At 58.4% G+C, this 19,338-nt stretch carries 14 protein-coding genes; 11 read left to right on the forward strand and 3 right to left on the reverse strand.

Annotation, left to right across the window (positions count from 1 at the left end):
- Window positions 1-403: 403 nt before the first annotated feature.
- Window positions 404-2,332 carry a molecular chaperone HtpG gene (htpG, locus tag C4N22_RS11740; RefSeq protein ID WP_112149103.1) on the reverse strand — a complete coding sequence of 643 codons (1,929 nt, stop codon included), beginning with the start codon at window positions 2,330-2,332 and terminating at the stop codon, window positions 404-406.
- 241 nt (window positions 2,333-2,573) lie between these two features.
- On the opposite strand from htpG, the gene C4N22_RS11745 reads away from it, so the two are divergent.
- From C4N22_RS11745 to C4N22_RS11760, 4 genes are all read left to right on the forward strand, one after another.
- The gene (locus C4N22_RS11745) at window positions 2,574-3,431 is read left to right on the forward strand and encodes an alpha/beta hydrolase (RefSeq protein WP_112149104.1); all 858 of its coding nucleotides are present in this window, start codon (window positions 2,574-2,576) and stop codon (window positions 3,429-3,431) included.
- Window positions 3,432-3,516: 85 nt separating this feature from the next.
- Window positions 3,517-3,945 carry a hypothetical protein gene (locus C4N22_RS11750; protein WP_112115430.1) on the forward strand — a complete coding sequence of 143 codons (429 nt, stop codon included), beginning with the start codon at window positions 3,517-3,519 and terminating at the stop codon, window positions 3,943-3,945.
- 41 nt (window positions 3,946-3,986) lie between these two features.
- Window positions 3,987-4,502, forward strand: a complete 516-nt coding sequence (locus C4N22_RS11755) for an HD domain-containing protein (protein WP_112149105.1) — start codon at window positions 3,987-3,989, stop codon at window positions 4,500-4,502.
- Between the two features lie 17 nt (window positions 4,503-4,519).
- On the forward strand, window positions 4,520-5,863 hold the full coding sequence (locus tag C4N22_RS11760) for an aminopeptidase C (protein ID WP_112149106.1): 1,344 nt from the start codon (window positions 4,520-4,522) through the stop codon (window positions 5,861-5,863).
- A 94-nt stretch (window positions 5,864-5,957) separates the two neighbouring features.
- Here C4N22_RS11760 and C4N22_RS11765 read toward each other — a convergent pair whose 3' ends face one another.
- A complete protein-coding gene (locus C4N22_RS11765) occupies window positions 5,958-6,476 on the reverse strand; it encodes a GNAT family N-acetyltransferase (protein WP_112149107.1) in 519 nt (172 codons plus the stop codon).
- A gap of 299 nt (window positions 6,477-6,775) precedes the next feature.
- Here C4N22_RS11765 and C4N22_RS11770 point away from each other — a divergent pair, with 299 nt between their 5' ends.
- From C4N22_RS11770 to C4N22_RS11790, 5 genes are all read left to right on the forward strand, one after another.
- A complete protein-coding gene (locus C4N22_RS11770; protein WP_112149108.1) occupies window positions 6,776-7,885 on the forward strand; it encodes an alpha/beta hydrolase in 1,110 nt (369 codons plus the stop codon).
- A 35-nt stretch (window positions 7,886-7,920) separates the two neighbouring features.
- On the forward strand, window positions 7,921-8,979 hold the full coding sequence (locus tag C4N22_RS11775; protein ID WP_242981018.1) for an alpha/beta hydrolase: 1,059 nt from the start codon (window positions 7,921-7,923) through the stop codon (window positions 8,977-8,979).
- Between the two features lie 26 nt (window positions 8,980-9,005).
- On the forward strand, window positions 9,006-10,493 hold the full coding sequence (locus tag C4N22_RS11780) for a transglutaminase-like domain-containing protein (protein WP_112149110.1): 1,488 nt from the start codon (window positions 9,006-9,008) through the stop codon (window positions 10,491-10,493).
- 162 nt (window positions 10,494-10,655) lie between these two features.
- A complete protein-coding gene (gene rmuC / locus C4N22_RS11785; RefSeq protein WP_112149111.1) occupies window positions 10,656-12,002 on the forward strand; it encodes a DNA recombination protein RmuC in 1,347 nt (448 codons plus the stop codon).
- Window positions 12,003-12,242: 240 nt separating this feature from the next.
- A complete protein-coding gene (locus tag C4N22_RS11790) occupies window positions 12,243-13,424 on the forward strand; it encodes an FprA family A-type flavoprotein (RefSeq protein ID WP_112149112.1) in 1,182 nt (393 codons plus the stop codon).
- An 80-nt stretch (window positions 13,425-13,504) separates the two neighbouring features.
- Here the strand turns inward: C4N22_RS11790 and C4N22_RS11795 are convergent, their stop codons facing one another.
- Complete coding sequence (locus C4N22_RS11795; RefSeq protein ID WP_022256247.1) at window positions 13,505-14,686, reverse strand: MFS transporter; 1,182 nt, start codon at window positions 14,684-14,686, stop codon at window positions 13,505-13,507.
- Between the two features lie 712 nt (window positions 14,687-15,398).
- Between C4N22_RS11795 and pheS the strand changes: the two genes are divergently transcribed.
- Together pheS and pheT are read left to right on the forward strand one after the other, a co-directional pair.
- Window positions 15,399-16,421: a phenylalanine--tRNA ligase subunit alpha gene (gene pheS, locus C4N22_RS11800; protein ID WP_112115423.1), complete on the forward strand. Its 1,023-nt coding sequence runs from the start codon at window positions 15,399-15,401 to the stop codon at window positions 16,419-16,421.
- Between the two features lie 18 nt (window positions 16,422-16,439).
- The gene (gene pheT / locus C4N22_RS11805) at window positions 16,440-18,851 is read left to right on the forward strand and encodes a phenylalanine--tRNA ligase subunit beta (protein ID WP_112149113.1); all 2,412 of its coding nucleotides are present in this window, start codon (window positions 16,440-16,442) and stop codon (window positions 18,849-18,851) included.
- Window positions 18,852-19,338: the final 487 nt, after the last annotated feature.

Consider the following 19,338-nt stretch of genomic DNA (forward strand, 5'->3'; position numbering starts at 1 on the left):
GGAAATCTTTCTGACTCTATAATAAAGAATCCGCGCCCAAAAGACCATGCGTTATTGTTGCATCTGAATGCAAAGTTGCCAAAAATTTGCGGCGGATTTTTGTGCATAAATTCCTGCAAGTGGGCCAAAAAAATCCTCCAAACCGGAAAAGCACTGGGCACAAACCACAAAGAACCGTTCTTTGCGGTGACACGGCGCAGGGCCTGCTGATATGGAGGATTGGATTTTATACGGTCGTGTGGAGAACACGGGGACAAAAAAAGCCGCGTTCCGCTTTCTGAGAGCGGAGCACGGCCTTTTTGGAAAAGGAAATCGTTCTTTTGTTGGGAGTACCAGTATGAGTATGAGGGGGAACGGGGAAGAGCGCAAGGGAGCAGCACTCTTCCCCGGAAATTCAGGGGGATTACTTCATCAGGCTGCAGACGGCCTCCGCGTAAGCGGCGGGGTCATCCACGGGCAGGCCCTCAATGAGCTGTGCCTGTGCGTAGAGCAGGGCACTGTACTTGCTGACCTTGTCGGCATCGCCAGCCTCCTGGGCGGCTTTCAGCACCGCGAAGACAGGGTGGTTGACGTTCAGCTCCAGGACTTTATCGCTCTTGACGTCCTCGCTGCCGGGCTGCTTGGAGAGCACTTTCTCCATCTCGATGGAGAGGGGACCCTCGGCGGACAGGCAGACGGGGTGATCTTTCAGGCGGGTAGAGACTTTGACCTCCTTGACCTTGCCGTTCAGGGCGTCTTTCATGGCGTCGAACAGAGGCTTGTTCTCGGCGGTAGCATCTTCCGCGGCTTTCTTCTCTTCCTCGGTCTCAAGGCCCAGGTCGCCGCTGTTGACGTTCTTGAACTCCACGGTGCCGTCCTTGCCTTCGGCATCCTTGCGGGGATAGGTGCGGAGGATCTGCAGGCAGAACTCATCCACATCCTCGGTCAGGAGCAGGACATCATAGCCCTTGTCCAGTACCAGCTCGGCAGCAGGCAGCTTGGCCAGACGGTCGGTGGAGTCACCGGCGGCAAAGTAGATGTACTTCTGCTCGGCAGGCATCTTGTCGATGTACTCCTGGATGGTGACCATCTTCTGCTCTTTTGCAGACCAGAACAGCAGCAGGTCGCGCAGGAGCTCGGCGTGCATCCCGTAATCCGAGTAAGCGCCAAACTTGATCTGGCGGCCAAACTCTTTCCAGAATGCCTCGTACTTCTCACGGTCATTGGCCAGCATGGCGTGCAGCTCGTTCTTGATCTTCTTCTCCAGAGCGTTGTGGATAAGCTTGAGCTGGTTGTCTTTCTGCAGCATCTCACGGCTGATGTTCAGGCTCAGGTCCTGGCTGTCCACGATGCCCTTGACGAAGCTGAAGTAATCGGGCAGCAGGTCCGCGCACTTCTCCATGATAAGCACGCCGGAAGCATACAGAGCCAGGCCCTTTTCGTAGTCCTTGGTGTAGAAATCATAGGGGCGGTGGCTGGGCACGAAGAGCAGGGCGTTGTAGTTGGCGGTGCCCTCGGTGCGGCTCACGATGACGCGGGCGGGGTCGGAGTAATCGTTGAACTTATCCTTATAGAAGCTTGCGTACTCTTCATCGGTCACTTCGCTCTTCTGCTTCTTCCAGATGGGCACCATGCTGTTCAGCGTTTCCAGCTCGGTGTAAGTTTCCCACTCGGGTTTGTAGTCGTCCGGCTTGGGATCGGGTTCGGGCTTCTGGCGGCTCTTCTCCCGCTCCATCTGGATGGGATAGCGGACGTAATCGCTGTACTTCTTCACGATGGCCACGATGCCGTACTCATCGAGGTAGTTCTCGTAGTTGTCGGTATCGGTGTTGTCCTTGATGTGCAGGATGATGTCGGTGCCCACAGTGTCTTTCTCGGTGGGCTCCAGCTCATAGCCGTCCGCGCCAGAGGAAGTCCACTGCCAGGCCTCATCGGAGCCGTAGGCCCTGGAGATGACAGTGACCTTATCGGCTACCATGAACGCGGAGTAGAAACCCACGCCGAACTGGCCGATGATATCGATGCTCTCGTCCTGATTGTCTTTCTTGAAATCAAGAGAACCGGAGTGGGCGATGGTGCCCAGGTTCTTTTCCAGCTCGTCTTTCGTCATGCCAATGCCGTTATCGGAGATAGTCAGCAGACGGTTCTCCTTATCACGGGTGATCAGAATGCGGAAATCGCCCTTGTTCATCCCGACAGAAGTGTCGGTCAGGCTCTTATAGTAAAGCTTGTCGATGGCGTCCGAAGCATTGGAGATGAGCTCACGCAGGAAGATCTCCTTGTTGGTGTAGATGGAGTTGATCATCATGTCCATCAGCTTTTTGCTTTCGGCCTGAAATTCTTTTTTCGCCATAATCCAAAACCTCTTTTATATCAGATTAAGCACTGCGGGCAACAAATTGCTTTTGAAACCTTAGCACTCATAACTTTCGAGTGCTAATATACACCGCGGCGGCCCAAAAATCAAGGGGTTTCATAAAATGTTCAGAATTATTTGAGGCTGGCTTTACTTCTCTTTGTTAAAGCGCTATAATGAGCAGGTGCAAACCACATCCGCTCTGCAAGGAGCAGAGGAAAGACAAGGAGGAACCGCCATGCGTCTGGAACAATGCTCGCTCCCCGGCGGCGGGAGTCTGACCGTCTATCTGCGGGACGCTGCCCAGGCCATGCCCAATGCGCTGCGCCGCCCGGTGGTGGTCGTGGTGCCCGGCGGGGGCTATAACCATGTCAGCGCCCGGGAGGCGGACCCGGTGGCCCTGCAGTTCGCTGCGGCGGGATACCACACGGCCATCCTTACTTATCGTGTAGGGGAGGGCGCGCGGCATTACCAGCCCCTGCGCCAGCTCAACGCGGCCATTGGCCTGCTCCGTTCCCGTGCGGAAGCATGGAACCTGCTGCCGGAGAAGATCGCGGTCTGCGGCTTTTCCGCGGGCGGACACCTGGCTCTTTCCGGCGCGGTGCTCGATTTGCCAGATGGCACCCCGATGCACCGCCCCAATGCGGTGCTGCTGGCCTACCCGGTCATCACGGCAGGAAAATATGCCCACCGGGGCAGTTTTGTCCAGCTGGCGGGCAGCGAAGACCCTGCCGCCCAACAGCCGTTCACGCTGGAGGACAAGATCACACCCGCCACACCGCCGGTCTTCGTCTGGCATACCATGGAGGACCAGACCGTGCCCATGGAAAATACCCTCCTGCTGCTGACCGCTCTGCGCCGGGCAGGCGTGCCCTGTGAGGCCCATCTGTTTGAGAAAGGGCGGCACGGCACCAGCATCAGCACGGCTGAGGTGGATGCTGCCAGCGCGCACCGGCATCACTGGGTGGAGCTGGCGCTGGAATGGCTGGGAGAAACCTTTGATTTCGATTTGAAGGATAACCTCTCACCGTTCCATCCCGCGGATGCGGGCGTGTCGCGGAGCTCCCCTCAGCAGGGGGCTAAAGATTGGCTCTGATAAAAATTCACAAAGAAACCGTTGATTTGTCACGGCGGCTGCCGTATACTGGTCAGCGGAGACAAACAGGAATGAGGGAATGAATATGGAAACCAAAATCTCGGTCAAAGATTTGATGATGCAGGCGTTTCTCACCGGCTGGGAGCTCTCGGATAAGAGCATCTCCCAGGACGAGTATCTGCAGAGCTCCATTGATGTGATCGAAGTGCTGCAGGTGGAACCGGAGAATGTCTACGCCGAGGAGGGCCTTGGCCTGCCGGACGGCGAAGAAGTGGACCATCTGGACGACCTGCTCCGTGCCGACGGCCAGTGGCTGTACTACGGCGTGGAGGAAGAAAACTTCTTCCTCATCCAGTGGTACCCGGATGTGGAGTCCGCCAACGCAAAGCTGGCAGAGCTGGAAGCCATGGGCGACGGCAGCAAGCAGTATCTGGTGGATTTCAGCCTCAAGCGGGAGAACCCCACGCGGGCCGAGAACTTTGGAAACTCCAACCCTGTGCAGCTCCGGTCCTGATTTGATTTTTTTTGGCTTTACAGCGAAAGGGAATTTGCCACATGCAGCTTTCTGAATTGGAACGGGAACGGCTTGCCGCCATCCTGGAAAAATACGACCGGCACCCGGAAGTGCAGCGGATGCGGGAGTTTATCCAGCATGGCGATGTGACGACCTACCAGCACTGCAAAAACGTGGTGCTGGTCAGCTTCTGGCTCAACCGCCGCTTTCATCTGGGGGCCGATGAGACCTCTCTGGCGGTGGGAGCTTTCCTGCACGATTTTTATTTGTACGATTGGCACAAGCGCAAAAGTTTCCAGGGGCTGCGCCGTCTGTTTGAGATGCACGGCTTCTCCCACCCGGGGTCTGCCTGCGTGAATGCCCGTAATTATTTCCAGATCACCAAAAAGGAGCAGAACATCATCCGGAGCCACATGTGGCCGTTGACGTTCCGCCACATGCCAACCTGCCGCGAGGCGGTCATCGTCTGTCTGGCCGACAAATACTGTGCTGTGGTGGAGAGCATGTTCCAGCGCGCCCGGGTGGCCGACGCGGAAGCTCCGGACAATGAGTGGTAAGAAAGGACGTAAAACCAATGTCTCAGGAAATTACAAAAGAACAGATCGCAGCCTTTGACGCCGATTTCAGCGCCCAGCGCGCCAACCGCGTGGCCATGAACGCCGTGACGAACAACGGCCTGCTGGCTTCCGCCATCCGCCGCGAGGCTGTGGAGCAGGATGTCCATGAATACTCCATCAGCCTGGAGCAGGGCGAGATCTGCAACCAGAAGCAGAGTGGTCGCTGCTGGATGTTTGCGGCCCTCAACACCCTGCGCTATCAGGTGATGAAGAAGTACAACCTCAAGACCTTTGAGCTCTCGCAGGCCTACCTCTTCTTCTGGGATAAGCTGGAAAAATCCAACTACTTCCTCGAGAGCATCCTCGACACGCTGGACGAGCCCGCCAATGGCCGTCTGGTGTCCTATCTGCTGATGGCCCCTGTGAACGATGGTGGCCAGTGGGATATGCTCTGTAATCTGATCGAGAAGTACGGCGTGGTGCCCAAGACCGCTTACCCAGAGTCCAAGGCTTCTTCCGGCAGCCGCGAGATGGATATGACGCTGACCGAGAAGCTGCGGGAGGATGCCTGCATCCTGCGCAAGCTGCACAAGGAGGGCAAGGGCCTGGACGAGCTGCGCGCCCGCAAGACCCGGATGCTGGGCGAGATCTACCGCCTGCTCTGCATCTGCCTGGGCGAGCCTCCCAAGACCTTTACCTTTGAGTACCGCGATAAGGACAACAACTTCCACCGTGAAGAGGGCCTGACCCCCAAGAGCTTCTTTGAAAAGTATGTGGGCGTTGACCTGAGCGACTATGTCAGCCTCATCAATGCTCCCACCGAGGATAAGCCCTACGGCCGCAGTTACACCGTGCAGTACCTGGGCAACGTGAAAGAGGGCAACGCCGTGCGCTACCTCAACCTGCCCATCGAAGAGCTGAAGAAGGCTGCCATCGCCCAGATGAAAGACGGCCAGCCCGTCTGGTTCGGCTGCGACGTGGGCAAGTACTCCGAGCGGGATTCCGGTATCATGGATCTCGACATCCGTGGTCTGGAAGATCTGTTGGATACCCGGTTCACCATGACCAAAGCCGAGCGCCTGGACTATGGCCAGAGCCTGATGACCCATGCCATGGTCTTCCAGGGCGTCAATCTGGATGAGAACGGCAAGCCCAACCGCTGGCGTGTGGAGAACAGCTGGGGTAAGGAGCCGGGCAAGGACGGTTACTACCTGATGACCGACCGCTGGTTCGATGAGTACATGTATCAGGTCGTGGTCAACAAGAAGTACCTGACCGCCGAGCAGATCGCGGCCTACGAGGCAGAACCCATCGCTCTGGAGCCCTGGGACCCCATGGGCTCTCTGGCTGTGGTGCGATAAATGCGGGAAATGACCTGTAAAGTAAAAATACAGTACAGATAAAAAATACCACTGTGCGTCAAAATGTGCACAGTGGTATTTTTGCTTGTGTGGCTTATAATTTTTTGTATCCCGTCGGCTCGTCCTCTTTGCAGCGGTGCTCCATCAAAAATGTATCCAGCCAGCGGCCATGGCAGTCGCGGGCAATGCGTTCCCGCCGCCCCACCAGACGGAAGCCGCACTTGGCGTGCAGGCGGCGGCTGGCCTCGTTGTCCTGCAATACGGTGGATTGCAGGGTCCAGTAGCCAGACGCATCGGCAGCGTTGCACAGAGCCGTGAGCAGGTGGAAGCCGACGCCCCGGCCCCGGAACTGCTCGCCCACATAGATGCTCACTTCCACCACGCCCCGGTAGCACCAGCGGGGGTCTACCCGGTGCAGGGCGGCCCAACCGGCTACCACGCCGTCGTCCAGCACCACCAGACGGCAGTCCTTGGTGTGGGAGGCGTCCCATGCGGTATAAGGCGGGCAGGTGGTCTGGAACGTGGCATGTTCCGTGGCGATCCCCTCTAAATAGATTTTGGATACATCCGGCCAGTCTTCCGCAGTCATGGGCCGTGTCGTGATCTCACTCATACTTCTTTCCCTGATTTCTCACGCAATTCCAAAAGAGCTCTCCTGCCATGGAGAGATGCTTTTTCGATATGGCAAGTATAGCAAATTTCGCCTCAAAGCACAACACTCAGACAAGGCCGGGGCGTGGGCATCGCAGCCCAGGATGCAGATTTATTTTGACAATACAGACGGTTGTGATACAATAGAAGAAATCAACCGCTGTCGGACAGGCTCTTATTATAGACCTCTTTGGCAAAAAACGCAATCACTGTGGGGCTTGTCGGCTCCGGTATCATACCGGAAAAGGAGAACACACGGGAATGAAACTGAAACGGGTCCTTGCGAGCGCACTGTTACTGGCCACCCTGCTCACCCTGCCGGCACGGGCAGCCCAGGCATCTGGAGCAAAAGGGGAGGCCAACATCACACCGGACACTCCCATGGCCAAGATCCGGTCGAACCCCAGCGTCATGGGAGCGGGACTGTATACGTACAATCAGGAGCAGGACACCCCCCGGGATATCCGCAAGTGGAAAGATACCACCCTGCGGGAGTATGTCAACGATTGCACCGCTGAGGACTGCGCCAAGGGCCTGAACCGGATGATCGAAAACTACAACTCCGGCATCCAGATCACCTATAAGCTCTACACGGACGAGGAGATCGCCGCCGTGCCCACCCGCCAGAAAGCGGAGATCTATTATTTCCCGGGCAGTGATCCTGGCGGCAAGTTCGTGCTGGTCATCGGCGGCAACGCCATCCACACCAGCGCCGAGATGCGTGAGGGTGTTTCCACGGCGGAGTGGCTCAACGAGCTGGGCTATACCTGCTTTGTGCTGCGGTACCGCATTGGCGACCAGGCGGCAGACAACGCCCCGCTGGAAGATGTGAGCCGGGCCGTGCGGTACATCACCGAGCACGCGGAACAGTTCCATGTTCAGCCCGAGGACTACGCGGTGCTGGCCTATTCCTCCGGCGGGCAGATCGCCGGCCTGTTTGCTTCCGATTCCGACACGCTGGGCTACAAGGCCTATGGCGTGAGCAAGCCGGGCGCTCTGCTGCTGGGCTACCCCGTCAACAACTTCTTTGAGCTGAAACCCGTCTGGGGCCTCCTCATTGACCCTTACGCCGACGGCCCCCGCTATTTCGACTACAATGTTTCCGATTACATCACACCGGATTACCCGCCCGTCTACCATTGGTACGGCAAAAACGATGTGACCCTGGCTAAGATGTACACCCCGGCGCAGGGCCGTGTCATTGAGAAAGCACTGGTGAAAAACGGCGTGCCCCACATCTTCCATCACTATCATAATGCACCTCACAAGATCGGCCCGGGCCGCGGCACCGACGCGGAGGGCTGGATCACCGAGGCGGTCGCGTTCTGGGAGAGCCAGACCGCTGCCAAAGCGGCGGACACAGCCGCGTAACTCCCGGCAAATTTTTGAAAAAGGGCGTGAACTCTGTGAAACCAAGCGCATGTCTTGCCAGCCTGGCGCTGGCCGCAATGCTGGCGCTCCCGGCTATGGCGCAGGAGCCCATCACCCCACAGACCACCATGCGGGAGATCCGCCAGAACCCCGCCGTTCAGGCGTCCGGCCTCTATACCGACATCCACACCTGGGAGCGGGACCTGGCCTGGTTTAAGAATACCCACAACAATGAGACGCTGGAAGAGGTGGTGGGCAGCGGCTCTGCCGCCAGCTGCGCGGCGGGGCTGAACCTGCTGATCCAGAACTACGAGTCTGGCACCCAGATCACCTATAAGCTCTACTCGCCGGAGGAGATCGCCGCCCAGCCCAGCCGGGACCACGCCGAGCTGTATTATTTCCCGGCGGATCCCCCCAACGCCCGGTATGCCGTGGTGCTCTCGGGCAACGCGCTCTACTACAGCGGCGAGCTTCGGGGCGGCGTGTCCACAGCCTGGGAGCTGCACGAGCAGGGTTACGCGGTGTTTGTTCTGCGGTATCGCATTGGCACGGAGGCGGGCAACAACGCTCCCATGGACGACTTGGGCCGGGCCATCCAGTTCATCACGGCCAACGCCGAGACGTTCGGCGTCCAGCCGGAGGACTACGCACTGCTGGGGTATTCCTCCGGCGGGCAGATCGCCGGGGTGTTTGGCGATGCGGAAAAGGGCTGGCAGAAGTACAACGTGCCCAAACCCGGGGCGCTGCTGCTGGCGTACCCCATCAACAACTTCTGGCTGGCAAAGCCCGCATACACGGCCCTGCTGGACGTGGACGACTGGATGCAGAAACACTATTATGATTACACGCTCTCCAAGCTCATTGCACCGGATTACCCGCCGGTGTTCCTGTGGTACGGTAAGAGCGACCGCATTTTGAAGCTGTTCGGGTTCGATCAGCAGGGGCCTGCCCTCCAGAGTGCTCTGGAGAGCGACGGTGTGCCCCACGAGGAAAAGGTATATGAAGACGCAGGCCACGGCATTGGCATTGGGCTTGGCACCGACGCAGAGGGCTGGCTGAACGCTGCCGTGGCATTCTGGAAGAAAGTAACCTGAGATTTTTAGGAGAGGGGAAAGAAAATATGAACACAAGAGATTGGAACGAAACGCTCCGCAGCCTGAACGTGGGCCTGCCCGACGATGTGGAGCGGCTGAAAGCGGCCGGGTACTACGAGGAGGCCATTGCCCGCATCGACGCCTACCTTGCCGAGGACTGGACTAAGACCCAGAACAGCCCCTACAGCCAGGGCCTGTGCCCCCACATGGATGTCCAGCCCGAGAACCCCACCCCCCACGGGGTGGACGTTCTGCGGGACGCGATGATCGCCCAGCGGGAGATCATGCGGCGGATCCCGGCGGAGTACACCTGGAGCAAGGCGGACGCCATTGCCGAGATGCAGCGCCGGGTGAAAGATTTTACGCCGGAAGAGTTTGAGATGCTGGACCGGGAAAACCGGATGGACTGGCGCTTTGTGGAGGGGGAGAAGCGGTATCAGAACCGTTTTGCTTCCACGCTGATCGCCACCCATGCGGACCTTGCCCGGCGGCAGATCGACCCGCCCGCCCAGCCGGACAGCGAGAAAGAGCGCTGCCGCCGTCTGCATGAGAAGATGGCGGAGCAGGGCAGCGCCAGCGCCCGCATCACCCTGAAAGCCAGTGTTGGCATGTCGGACGAGGCCTTTGCCGCCGCCCTTGCCAAGGCCAAGGCTGAGGGCCGGGACGCGGTGCATGTCCGCGCCTGGCTGCCGCTGCCCGCTGCCTGCCTCTCCCAGAGTGACATCGAGCTGGAGGAGTTCACCGAGGAACCGACGGTCATTGCCCCGGAAAACGCTCCTCAGCGCACCGTCTGCTGGGAGGCAGACCTCACCGAGAACCGCAGTTTCGGCGTCCAGTACAGCTACCGCAACACGGCAGTTTACACGGACCCCTTTGATACGCCCTCTGCCCCGGAGCAGCCGGATTTTGACACCGAGGAGCAGCCCTCCCACATCGTCTTCACGCCTTACATCAAGGCGCTGGCGGCCCAGCTCACGGCAGGCATCACCGACCCCATGGAAAAGGCAAAGCGCATCTACGATTACGTCACGCTGAATGTGCGCTACCATTACCAGCCGAGCTACTTTATCCACGAGTCCCTGCCGGAACACTGCGCCCGGGACCGCCGGGGCGACTGCGGCATCATGTCGGTCACGTTCATCACCCTCTGCCGCGCGGCAGGCATCCCGGCCCGCTGGCAGAGCGGCCTCTATGTCACCCCCGATGAAGTGGGCTGCCACGACTGGGCCATGTTCTATGTTGCCCCCAAGGGCTGGCTGTATGCGGATTGCTCTTTCGGTGCCTCCATGGCCCGCCGGGGCGACGAAACGCTCCGCCAGCACTATTTTGGCAATCTGGACCCCGACCGCATGGTGGCCAACAGCGTGTTTGCAGCGCCGTTCACGCCGCCCATGCTGGGCTTCCGGGCTGACCCCTGTGATAACCAGACCGGTGAGGTGGAAGCGGACGGCGTAGGCCTCTACGGCGACGAGACCGTCTCCTCCAAAGAGCTGGTCCAGTATATTGAAGAGTAAAAATAAGAGCAAAAAGCTCTCTCTCTGGGAGCGCGGACACGGTAGCGCCTGAGAGGGCGAGGCCGCTGAAATAAATCCCGAAACACAGCGATACGATGTCTTTGGCAAAACAGAGCGCTCGTATCGCTGTCTGTTTTGAGGGGATACTACAGGAGAATATCAATGGAATTTCTGGCAATGTTATATACCGTGCTTCTGGTGGCCATCTGCCTGATGCTGGCCCTGTTGCTCTACCGCGGCAACAAGCCCCGGCGGGGCGGGGGAGACACCGAGGAGCTCAAGCAGTGGCTTACCCAGCAGCTGGAAGCCCAGGCCAAATCCTTTGAGCAGAAGCAGGCTGCTATGGCGGAGCAGAACTATACCGCCATCCGCAGCGTGAGCGAAACGCTGCAGACCGCCGTGCAGAACATGAGCAGCACCCTGGCCCAGGGCCAGAGCGGCCAGCAGCAGATCTTGACCCAGCGGCTCCAGAGTCTGGAAGCGGCCAACACCCAGAAGCTGGAAGAGCTGCGCAAGACCCTGGCCGACAGCATGACCGCCCTGCAGGCGGAGAACACCCGCAAGCTGGATGAAATTCGCCATACGGTGGACGAGCAATTGCAGGACGCGCTGCAAAAGCGGGTGAGCGAGAGCTTCAAGGCGGTCAACGAGCAGCTGGAGCAGGTGTACAAGGGCTTGGGCGAAATGCAATCGCTGGCGGCGGACGTCGGCGGGCTGAAGCAGGTGCTCTCGGGCGTCAAGACCCGCGGCATCCTGGGCGAGATCCAGCTGGGGGCCATCCTGGAGGAGATTCTGGCCCCGGAGCAGTATGATACCAACGTGGCCACCATCCCGGGCAGCACCCAGCGGGTGGAGTACGCCATCAAGATGCCCGGCGTGGACGGCAGCACCGTCTGGCTCCCCATTGACTCCAAGTTCCCCGGGGATACTTACGCCCACTTACAGGACGCCCAGGCTTCCGGCGATGCCGCTGCCGTGGAGAACGCCCGCCACGCGCTGGAGCTCGTTCTCCGCAGCGAGGCAAAAGACATCCGCGAGAAATACGTGGAACCGCCCTACACCACGGCATTCGGCATCCTGTTCCTGCCCTTTGAGGGCCTGTATGCCGAGGTGGTCAATGCCGGGCTTTTGGAAGTGTTGCAGCGGGATTATCAGGTCAACGTGGCAGGCCCCAGCACCATGGCGGCGCTGCTCAACAGTCTGCAGATGGGCTTCAAGACCCTTGCCATCCAGAAGCGCTCCGGCGAGGTCTGGCAGCTGTTGGGTGCGGTGAAGACCGAGTTTGACAAGTTCGGGCAGGGGCTTTCCAAGATGCAGCAGCGCCTCCGCCAGACAGATGAAGAGCTGGACAATCTCATTGGCGTGCGGACCCGGGCCATCAGCCGGAAGCTGCGCGGCGTCCAGAGCCTGGATGAAGCCAGCGCGGCCACCCTGTTGGAACTGGATACCGAGCCGGGCCGCCCGGTGACCGCTCGTTTGCCGGGAGATCATGAGGAGGATGCACGTTGAGGAGGGCGGCTCGCGGGGAGCTTTCTCCTCGGACACGAGACGGGCCATTCCATCGCCCGCCCTATTGCCTACGGCAACAGGGTCCCACCCCAGCGGACGGTCCTCGGAGAAGCTCCCCGCGAGCCGCCCGAAAAAGCTGCCTCTTGCGAAAATTTTAACGTTATGTTATACTGAGAACGGTTCCTAAAAGCAATGGCCAAACGGCCCCTGAATAAAACAAAATCAAAGGAGAAACTTGCCATGAGCGTGAAACATATCAGCAGTGCGATTCTCGGTGTGGGTGTGGATGATACCACCATTGATCTGTTCGAGAGCCAGTACCCGGTCCCCACCGGCGTCAGCTATAACTCTTATGTCATTCTGGATGAGAAGACCACGATCTTGGATACCGTGGATAACCGTGCTACCGACGAGTGGCTGGCAAACGTCACCGAGGCACTGGACGGCCGCAAGCCGGAGTATCTTATTGTCTCCCACATGGAGCCGGACCACGGTGCCAACATTGCAAAGCTGGCGGCCCTTTACCCGGAGATGAACGTGGTGGGCAACGCCAAGACCTTCCAGTATATGGATCAGTTCTTCGGCCCGGAGGCGGTTGCCAAAGACCGCCGCGTGACCGTAAAGGACGGCGAAAGCCTGAATCTGGGCGCTCACACCCTGACTTTCGTGTTCGCGCCCATGGTCCACTGGCCGGAGGTCATGGTCAGCTATGAGTCCAGCGAGAAAGTCCTCTTCTCCGCCGATGGCTTTGGCCGTTTTGGCGCTGTGGCGAAGTTTGACGAGAAAGCCGACTGGGCCAGCGAGGCCCGCCGCTACTACCTGAACATCGTGGGCAAGTACGGCCCGCAGGTGCAGGCTCTGCTGAAAAAGGCTGCCGCGCTGGACATCAAGACCATCTGCCCGCTCCACGGCCCCGTCCTCACCGGCGACCTTGGGAAGTACCTGAACTATTACGATATGTGGTCCAGCTACAAGCCGGAGGAGCCGGAGAAGATTCTGGTCGCCAGTGCCTCCATCCACGGCCACACCCGCTCCGCTGCCCACATCCTGGCCGAGAAGCTCCGCGCCAAGGGTGCCAAGGTGGTGGAGATGGATTTGACCCGCACCGATGTCTCCTACGCCGTCACCGAAGCTTTCCGCTGCGGCAAGACCGTTCTGGCCTGCGCCACCTATGACGGCTTCCTCTTCCCGCCGATGGAGGCTCTGCTGACCCACCTCAAGACCAAGAACTTCCAGAACCGCACCATCGGCCTGATGGAGAACGGCACCTGGGCTCCCATGGCGGCCAAACTCATGCGGGCCGAGCTGGACGGCATGAAAAACATGACCGTCTGTGATACCGTCGTTACCATCCGCTCTGCTGTCAATGCCGCTGCGGAGGCGCAGATGGACGCTCTGGCGGAAGAGATCGTCCGCAAATAAATCGGAGCAACAAGAAACACAAAGGCTCCCGTCATTTCTGGCGGGAGCCTTTTGCTGTATGTTTCTGTGTTATGAGAAAATTACTGCTTTTTGTAAATCAGGATTCCACTTGCAGCCACCAGCAGCCCCAGCACCACGAGCCCGGCACCGGCCTGCCCAAAGGCATCGCCCACGGCACCCACCAGCGGGCTGGCAGGAATCATGAGCAGACTGTAGGCCATGCCGTCCACACTGATGAGGGTGGCGCGCTGGTCACTGGGGATGTTGTCGTTGAGTTTCTGGCCCTCGTGCAGGAGCCAGACGTCAAGAATCCCCTGCACGAGCATACAGCCGAAGATGGCGGCCAGTGCAGGGGCCGCACCCACCAGCATACAGCCGGTGCCGCAGAGCAGGGCGCAGACAGCATAGAACCGCCGTAGGCTCTGCGGGTGGATCCGGCGGGCAATCTCAATGCCCAGCATGGAGGCGAGGCCGCTGAGCAGCAGAGGCAGAAAGAGCAGAGTCGTGGGCCAGCCCAGTTCCACCAGGCGCTGCTGGACGAACATCTTGGTCAGGTAGCTGGGGATACAGACCACAGCGCTGGAGACAATGAGCTTTGCCGCCAGCGGGCAGGAGCGCAGGACTTTGATGCTGTCCTTTACCAGTTGGACGAGCTGGCCGGGTAGATCGCGGAGCGCCTGCTTTTCCCGGCTGGCCTGTGCTTCGGTGACGATAGGCTCTTCCATCAGGGCAGTGGCGAGGGTTCCGGTACACTCAAAGGCGGCACTCAGCAGGTAGAAACCGGAAAAGCGCAAAAAGCGTTCCAGTGTGCTGAAGAGGGAGCCCAGAGCGGTGGTCAGATTCGTGATCTGAGAGCAGGTGGCGGAGACCTTGAGGTAATCGTCGGTTTTGCCGCACTGCTTGAGGCTGTCGTAGGTCAGCGCCGAAGTGGTGCCGGAGAACATGGTGCTTGCAAACGCGTTCAGGCCCATAGCCACGCAGATGAAGAACAGGTTGGGGGCAAAGGCCATCAGCAGGTTATAGAGCACGACGCACACGCCGCCGAACACGAGGGCCTTTTTGCGGCCAAGCAGATCGGCCGCCATGCCGCTGGGCACCTCGCACAGGAGGCTGATGATGTGGAACACACTCTCGGCAAAGCCGATCTCCCAGAGGGAAAAGCCCCGGGCCGCCAGCAGTGCCACCCACACGGCATCAGTGATGCGCAGGCCGGTAAAGAAATAATTGGTATATAAACAGGCAAGCTGCTTTTTTAAATTCATGGGGAACACCTTTCCTATCATAACAAAGAAATGTGCGCCCTTTTTCCGATTTTCAGGCAAAACAAAAACGCCCCATAGCAAAGCTACGCGGCGCTGAAAATCATGCTCCACACTTTGCTGAAAGAGAGAAAAGGGTACACTTCGAGCCGGAACTGCATAAAATCTGCTTAAAAATTAAAAAGCAAACGCATTCCGGGCCATACCGTGTACCTCTCTTTCTGCAAACTGTATGTTAAGACTACCATAGACGGAGCCAAAAGGCAAGCAAAAACGCCAATTTCCCGGAAAATAGCCGCCCGCACTTGCAAATGGGGCAAAAGTGTGCTAAGATAACTCATGGTTATCAACACCAACAAACCTGAATACCTCGAAACGCAGCGACGGAGAAAGTACGCACGCAGTTCCACAGCAAAGAGAGAAGCTTCACCGGCTGAAAGGGCTTCCGCGTGGGTGTGTGCCGAAGTTCGCTCCTGAGCGGCCTGTGCAAACGGTCTGGATTTTGAAAGGCTTATTAGCACAGGACGGCGCGCCCCGTTACGGCGTTTGAGAGCCGCTGAGAGCTTTTGTGCTTTCGGGCGGAAACCGGGTGGTACCGCGGAGTGAAATTACAGCGCTTCGTCCCTTTTGCTTGGAGCTTGGCTCTGAGCAGGGGACGGGGCGCTTTTGCTTTGCCCCGTTTTGACAACACGAACACGAGAAGGAGAGAACATCCATGCAAGCAATGATCGACGAGCTGGCAAAACAGGCCGAAGCTGCCTTGAGCCAGGTCTCTTCCAAGGAAACGCTGGCAACTTTCTGGCAGGAGTACCTCAGCAAAAACGGTAAGATCCCTGCCCTGATGAAAAATCTGCGCTCTGTCGCGCCCGAAGAGCGTCCTGCCATGGGCAAGATCATCAACGAGCTCAAGCAGAAAGTGCAGGCGGACTATGACGCCGCCGCCGAAAAAGTCAAGCAGGCAGAACTGGCAGCCCGCAACGCGGCCGAGACGGTGGACATCACCCTGCCCGCCAAGACCCGCACCGTGGGCGGCCTGCACCCCCTGACGCTGGTCACCAACCAGATCATTGATGTCTTCTCCGGCATGGGCTTTGCCGTGGCCGATGCCCCGGAGATCGAGGATGATGACCACAACTTCACCCGCCTGAATGTCCCCAAGGATCACCCCGCCCGCGATATGCAGGATACGTTCTATCTGTCCGATGAGTTCCTGCTCCGCACCCAGACTTCCGGCGGCCAGATCCGCACCATGGACAGCCAGAAGCCTCCCATCAAGGTCCTGATCCCGGGCCGCGTCTTCCGTTCCGACTCCGACGCCACCCACAGCCCCATGTTCCATCAGATGGAAGGTCTGGTCGTGGACAAGGGCATCACTCTGGGCGACCTGCAGGGCGCGCTGAACACCTTTGTGCAGAAGCTGTTCGGCAAGGATACCCGCACCCGTCTGCGCCCCTCTTACTTCCCGTTCACCGAGCCCAGCGTTGAGGTCGATGTCAGCTGCTTTGAGTGTGGCGGCAAGGGCTGCCCCCTGTGCAAGCACACCGGCTGGATCGAAGTCCTGGGCGGCGGTGTTGTCAACCGCAAGGTGCTGGAAAACTGCAACATTGACCCGGACGAGTACTCCGGCTTTGCATTTGGCATCGGCATCGAGCGTATCGCCATGCTGAAGTACGGCATCAACAACATCGGCTTGATGTTTGAGAATAACCTGCAGTTCCTCAAGCAGTTCCACGAATAAGAGGGGAGAGAGCAAACAATGAAAGTACCTTTCAGTTGGTTAAAAGAACTTGTCGATATCGACGTCACCGCCCAGGAATTGGAAGAACGCCTCTTCTCCTGCGGCTTTGAGGTCGAGGAGCTGATCCCGCTGGATGCAGGCATCAGCAAGGTCGTGGTCGGTAAGATCACCTCCATGGAAAAGCAGGAGGGCACTCACCTGACCAAGTGCGTGGTGGACTGCGGCGAGTATGGCCACGAGATCCACATCAGCACCGGCGCCGCAAACATGAAAGTGGGCGACTGCGTCCCCGCCGCCCTGGATGGCTCCACCCTGCCCGGCGGCATCAAGATCAAGGCCCGCAAGATGCAGGGTGTGGAGTCCAACGGCATGCTCTGCTCCGGTGAGGAGTTGGGCCTGAACGATGATCTGTTCCCGGGCGCTGAGGTCTACGGCCTGCTCATCCTGCCGGAGGATTCCGTTCCCGGCACGGACATTGCTCCGGTCGTCGGCCTGGATGATTACATTTTTGATATCTCCATTACCGCAAACCGCCCGGATTGCCAGTCCGTTCTGGGCATTGCCCGCGAAGTAGCGGCCATCCTCGGCAAGCCCCTCCACATGCCCGCCATGGATTACAAAGCTGTCTGCGAGCCGGACGAGCCCATCACCGTCAAGGTGGAAGCGCCGGACCTGTGCCCCCGCTACATGGCACACTATGTCCGCAACATCCGAATGGGTGAGTCTCCCCGCTGGATGAGACGTCACCTGGCTCTGTGTGGTCTGCGCTCCATCAGCAATGTGGTCGATATCACCAACCACACCCTGCTGGAAATGGGTCAGCCCATGCACGCCTTTGACCTGAACAAGGTCGGTGGCCGTACGATTGATGTCCGCCGCGCTCACGATGGCGAGAAGATCGTTACCCTGGACGAGAAAGAGTTTACCCTGAACCCCAACAACCTCGTCATCTGCGATGCGGAGAAGCCCGTCTGCCTGGCTGGCATCATGGGCGGTGCAAACTCCGGGATGGATGAGAATACCACCAACCTGCTGTTCGAGTGCGCTACCTTTGCGCGCGATTCTGTCCGTAAGACCAGCCGCGCTCTGGGCCAGAACAGCGATTCTTCCGCCCGCTACGAAAAGGGCGTGGACCGCCATTCTCCGGAGCTGGGCCTTGCCCGTGCTCTGCACCTGATCCAGGAGCTGGACTGCGGCGATATCACCACGCTGGAATTTGACCTGACCGATGGCCGTCCCATTGAGCGGAAGCACATCGTCACCACTCCGGCCAAGATCTGCGGCGTGCTGGGCATCACCGTCCCGGACCAGACCATGATCGATATTCTCCGGCGTCTGGAGTTCACGGTGGACGTGCAGGCGGATGGCAGCTGGGACGTCTCTGCACCTCTGTACCGTGAGGACGTGGACGGCTTCCCCGATCTGGCGGAGGAGGTCATCCGTGAGTATGGCTACGACCACATTGTGCCCACATTCCTGAACACCGCTGCTGTTACCAACGGCGGTCTGAACTACGAGCAGAAGCAGCAGCTCAAGACCAAGCGCCTGCTGGCTGCCCAGGGCTTCTATGAGGCGTCCACCCTGGCATTCTACTCCAACGCGGAGCTGGATATGCTCCACATTCCGGAGGATGATGCTGCCCGTAAGGCGATCCGCATCCTCAACCCCATCAGCGAGAACCTCTCCATCATGCGCACCCTGCTCACGCCGTCCATGCTGAATGTCATCGTGGACAACCTGAAAAAAGGCAACAATGAGGGCCGCCTGTTTGAGATGGCACCGGTCTATCTGGCTAAAGAACTGCCCATCAACGAGCATCCCCACGAGCGCCAGACTCTCTGCATCGGCGCATTCGGCCCGGAGGAGGATTTCTTCACGGTCAAGGGCGCCATGGAGGCACTGGCAGCAGGCTTTGGTCTGAGCTTTGAGTATAAGCGCGAGAGCACTCCATGGCTGCATCCCGGCATCAGCGCCGCTGTGTACTGCAACGGCAAGCGTCTGGGCGTGTTCGGTAAGCTCTCCAATGAGATCAATGGTGAGCTGGAGATCGCAAAGGAGCAGAAGGACAGCCAGAACATCTATCTGGGTGAGCTGGACTATGAGGCCCTGATGTCCTGCGTGGATGGTGAACTGCGCTATCAGCCCCTCAGCCCCTATGCATCGGTCAAGCGCGATCTGGCACTGGTCTGCGATGAGGCTGTTACCTGTGGCGAGATCGAGGAGACCATCAAGAAAGCCAGCCCGCTCATCACGGAAGTCAAGCTGTTCGATATTTACCGCGGTGCAAACCTCGGCGAGGGCAAGAAGAGCATGGCATTCTCTCTGACCTTGTCTGACCCTGCTGCGGAAGTTTCTGCGGAGCAGGTGGAGCGCACCGTCAAGAAAGTGCTGGGCAACCTGAAATTCAAGCTGGGCATTGAGATCCGTTAAGGATAAACTGTCTTATCCTATAAAGTAATATAAGCAAAAGACCGTCTGTGCATTGCATGGGCGGTCTTTTTGCGTGAAAAGATGGAACCACGGCGGAGGGTATTCCATTGAAAAAACGCTCTTGGAGACATTTAGGTGAGTACATTTCAGATGAATGCAAAAAAACTTGAAAAAAGCAGCAGAAAAGTGTTGACAAAGGTGCGGGTGTGTGGTATTATACTTGAGCGCCAAGCGCTGAGGCAAAAGAATGACTTCCAAAGCCTCAGCGAGAAGCCCTTGAAAAGAACCAATAGACGTTAAGAAATCCAAAAGAGATTTGAGAGATTTTGAAACATCCAAGTTCAGAAAGTTCAAAAGCTTCTAAAAAAGAGCTTGACAAAAAATCACTTCTGTGGTAGAATAATCAAGTCGTCAGCCGGTCGGCTGAGGCGCTAACAGGACCTTGAAAATTGAACAATATCGAAAAACTTGTAACGGAACCTATTTT

The sequence above is a fragment of the Faecalibacterium prausnitzii genome, assembly GCF_003287495.1.
In the GTDB taxonomy this organism is placed as follows: Bacteria; Bacillota; Clostridia; order Oscillospirales; family Ruminococcaceae; genus Faecalibacterium; species Faecalibacterium prausnitzii_I.